This is a genomic window from Roseiarcus sp., from assembly GCF_052145395.1.
Classification (GTDB): domain Bacteria; phylum Pseudomonadota; class Alphaproteobacteria; order Rhizobiales; family Beijerinckiaceae; genus Roseiarcus.
On record NZ_JBKQOT010000746.1, the window covers coordinates 1 to 3,288 of the forward strand.

Below are 3,288 nucleotides of genomic sequence, written 5' to 3' on the forward strand. Positions count from 1 at the left end.
CCGCCTGGCTGAGCGGCACCAGGGCCGCGCCGAACACCCCCTGCAGCAGCCGGTAGGCGACCATCTGCTCGATCGAGAGCGCGACGCCGCACAACATCGAGGCGACGGTGAAGCCGGCGGTGCAGACGATGAACAGCCTCTTGCGCCCGACGCGGGTCGCCATCCAGCCGAGCGGCGAAGTCATGATCGCCGCCGAGACGATGTAAGAGGTCAGAACCCAGTTGATCTGGTCCTGCGTCGTCGCCAGCGAGCCCTGCATGTAGGGAAGCGCGACGTTGGCGATGGTCGTGTCGAGCGCCTGCATGACCGTCGCCATCATGATGCAGACGGTCAGCGCCCACTTCACAGGGGGCGCGATGGTCTCGTAGAGGGGTGGAGCCGGAGCGTTCATTTCGCCGGGGAAATCGCGCTCGCGGCGCTCTTGCCCATCGGGCCGTCGACCGTGTCGGCGAGGCCGTCGAGGACGCCCTTGATCGTGCGCACCCGCCCGGTGTCGATCGAGAGGTAGGCGCTCATGCCGGAGCGCAGGTTCGACATGTCCTCATTGGGGTCGAAGCAGAAGCGGAGCGGCACGCGCTGCACGACCTTGACCCAGTTGCCGCTCGCGTTCTGCGGCGGCAGGATCGAGAATTGCGCGCCCGTCCCCGGCGCGATCGAGCAGAGGGTGCCCTTCCATTCCTTGCCGGGGAAGGCGTCGATGGTGACGGTCGCGGGCTGGCCCTCGCGGACATAGGTCATGTCCGATTCCTTCGGATTGCCGTCGACCCACAGGCCCTTGTCGGAGACGACGGCGAACACCGGCTGCCCCGCCGGCGCGACGCGGCCGAGTTCGATCTGGTTCACCTGCGTCGCCACGCCGTCAATCGGCGCGAGCACCTTGGTGTTGCGAAGGTTGCGCTCGGCGTCGTCGAGGCCCGCCTTGGCCTGCATATATTCAGGGAACTTTTCGATCGGAGAGTCGAGGCTGCCGCCAAGCTTTGTGATCGTCGACGCCTGCTGGTTGTTGACGAATTCGAGGATCTGCTGGGCCTGGATGAGGGCGGCGAGCGAGGTGTCGCGGTCGACGTTGGTGCCGGAGCCGCGCGTCGCAAGCTCGTTCTTGCGGTCGTAATCGGACTTGCGGACGTTGACCGCGTCCTGGCCCATCTTGATCTGGTCTCTATTGCTCACATAGGACGCCTTGAGGTTGTCGAAGGCGACCTTCGCCGCGTCGAGCCGGCCCTTGGCGAGCGCGACCGCGATTTCGTAGGGTTGTGGATCGATGTCGAACAGCGGATCGCCGACCTTGACCTTCTGGCCCTCGATGACATGGACGGCAACGATCGCGCCGGTCACCTGCGGGGTGATCAGCGACTTGTCGGCGCCGACGTAGGCGTTGTCGGTCGTCACGTAACGGCCGCCGGTCAGCCACCATGCGAATCCTGCGGCGAGCGCGAGGAGGGGGATCACCACGATCAGAATGAAGCGCCGCGAGCTGGACCGCTTGGTCTTCACGACCATCGGAGTTGGCGCGGGCGCCGGCGGCGCGGTCTGAGGGACCGGGGCCGGATGCGGCGCCGGCGTCCTCGCCGGGGTGAACTGGACCGTCTGCCCCGACGGCGCGGCGGGCGGACCTTCCGGCAGACCTTCGCGCACGACCGATGAACTCTGCGTCACTTGTTGCAAGCTCCCGAGTGGAGTTCCGACTTGAGATTGGCCTTGATCGTCGCGAGGCCCGTGAGAATCGTCTCGATGGCTTCGTCGTCGAGGCCCGCCAGCGCCCGGCTCATGATGTCCTCGGCGAGCACGCCGAGCGTGCTGAGCGCCGGTATCGCTTTCTCCGTGAGGTAGAGCCGATAGGCGCGCCGGTCGTTTGGGTCGGCCCGCCGCTCGACCAAGCCGGCTGCGTCCAGCTTATCGACCAGGCGGGCGAGGGTGATCGGCGCGATGTCGAGCGCCTCCGCGAGCTCGCTTTGCTTGGCGCCTTCGCAGCGCTGAAGGCGCGAGAGCACCGCCCATTGCGCGCGCGTCGTGTCGAGCTCGCGGGCGCGATGGTCCGAATAGGTTTTGAGCAGTCTCGCCGCATCGTGGAGGGCGAAGGCGACCTCCCTCCGGCGCGAGTAGACCCGATCGTAAGCCAATGACATCATAAGCAAGCTTATAATAAGCGGACTATGGCGTTTCAAGGGCGGGCGCCTAAAAAACACCCGCTGTCCGTTTCGCTGCTTCAGGCGCAGCCGGTCTGGAGATTGGGCGAGGGTTTCGATCGACGGCCCGTTCGCCTTGCGGCCGCGATCGGGGACACCCTACTCGGCCGGTGTTATATTCCACCATGCGACGGTACGACATTCGTCCGTCGCGGGCGCGAGGAGATGGCCATGCAGCTCACGACGATCCGTATCGACAAGCCGGACGCGACGAATTTCATCCTCGGACAGACCCATTTCATCAAGTCCGTCGAAGACATCCACGAGACCCTGGTCGGCGCCGTGCCGGGAATCAAATTTGGGCTCGCCTTCTGCGAGGCTTCCGGCAAATGCCTGGTGCGAAGCTCGGGCACCGACGCCGAGATGGTCGCGCTTGCTCAGAAGAACGCGACGGCGCTCGGGGCTGGGCATTGCTTCATCGTATTCCTCGGCGAAGGCTATTACCCGGTCAACGTCCTGAACGCGATCAAAATGGTTCCGGAGGTATGCCGGATCTTCTGCGCGACGGCGAATCCGACCGAGGTGGTGGTGGCCGAGACCGACCAGGGAAGAGGACTGCTCGGCGTCATCGACGGACTCTCCCCGAAGGGAATCGAAGGCGAGGATGACGTCGCGTGGCGGAAAAATCTCCTTCGGCAGTTCGGCTATAAGCTTTGAGCAGCGGACCGTCGACTTTGAGGACTGTTAAAACTGCGCTTGGCTTCGTGCTTGTCGAAAGCGCTGAGGCCCAAGTGTTTGTGAATTAAGAGTGCTACCGGCCTATTGGGGCTTCTGTGATCCGTGGGCTGGGCCGTAGGCTGAACTTTCCGCGCGGCGTGGCCTTCGGGCGGCCGGTCGCGAGCATTGCGCTTCTCGTTGCGGCAGGGACCGCGCTCGCGCAGTCGTGCGACATCTTCGCCGGCATGGACGCCTACAACCGGGGTGACGTCGCAACCGCCTATCGCCTGCTCGCCGAGGAAGCCCGGACCGGCGACCCGGAGGCCGAGGTCAATCTCGGCTATCTCTACGCAGCGATTCTAAAAGTGCCCTGTGGCTTGGTTCTCATTCGATTTTTTGGACCGAGAGGAGGTGGGGCGGGATGGTGAAGGTGGCGAGGGCTTCG

Annotated in this window: 5 protein-coding genes; 2 read left to right on the forward strand and 3 right to left on the reverse strand. The window is 64.8% G+C overall.

Annotation, left to right across the window (positions count from 1 at the left end):
* The 3 genes from ACLP25_RS25615 to ACLP25_RS25625 all read right to left on the reverse strand — a co-directional run.
* Positions 1-391 (reverse strand): MFS transporter (locus ACLP25_RS25615; protein ID WP_442471933.1); only part of this gene is annotated, 391 nt, incomplete at its 3' end.
* A complete protein-coding gene (locus ACLP25_RS25620) occupies positions 388-1,656 on the reverse strand; it encodes an HlyD family secretion protein (protein WP_442471934.1) in 1,269 nt (422 codons plus the stop codon). The genes ACLP25_RS25620 and ACLP25_RS25615, both read right to left, overlap by 4 nt.
* On the reverse strand, positions 1,653-2,129 hold the full coding sequence (locus ACLP25_RS25625) for a MarR family winged helix-turn-helix transcriptional regulator (RefSeq protein WP_442471935.1): 477 nt from the start codon (positions 2,127-2,129) through the stop codon (positions 1,653-1,655). The genes ACLP25_RS25620 and ACLP25_RS25625 overlap by 4 nt, the downstream gene beginning before the upstream one ends.
* A 228-nt stretch (positions 2,130-2,357) precedes the next feature.
* Between ACLP25_RS25625 and ACLP25_RS25630 the strand changes: the two genes are divergently transcribed.
* Together ACLP25_RS25630 and ACLP25_RS25635 are read left to right on the forward strand one after the other, a co-directional pair.
* Positions 2,358-2,843 (forward strand): adenosine-specific kinase, encoded by a 486-nt coding sequence (locus ACLP25_RS25630; RefSeq protein ID WP_442471936.1) that lies wholly within the window; start codon positions 2,358-2,360, stop codon positions 2,841-2,843.
* A 116-nt stretch (positions 2,844-2,959) separates the two neighbouring features.
* Positions 2,960-3,271, forward strand: coding sequence for a hypothetical protein (locus ACLP25_RS25635; RefSeq protein WP_442471937.1), 312 nt, complete (start codon positions 2,960-2,962; stop codon positions 3,269-3,271).
* The last annotated feature ends 17 nt before the right edge of the window (positions 3,272-3,288 follow it).

Bases quoted from the DNA above. Each gene is read 5' to 3' on its own strand.
- ACLP25_RS25625 (WP_442471935.1), bottom strand. From the start codon at position 2,129: ATGATGTCATTGGCTTACGATCGGGTCTACTCGCGCCGGAGGGAGGTC.
- ACLP25_RS25630 (WP_442471936.1), top strand. From the start codon at position 2,358: ATGCAGCTCACGACGATCCGTATCGACAAGCCGGACGCGACGAATTTC.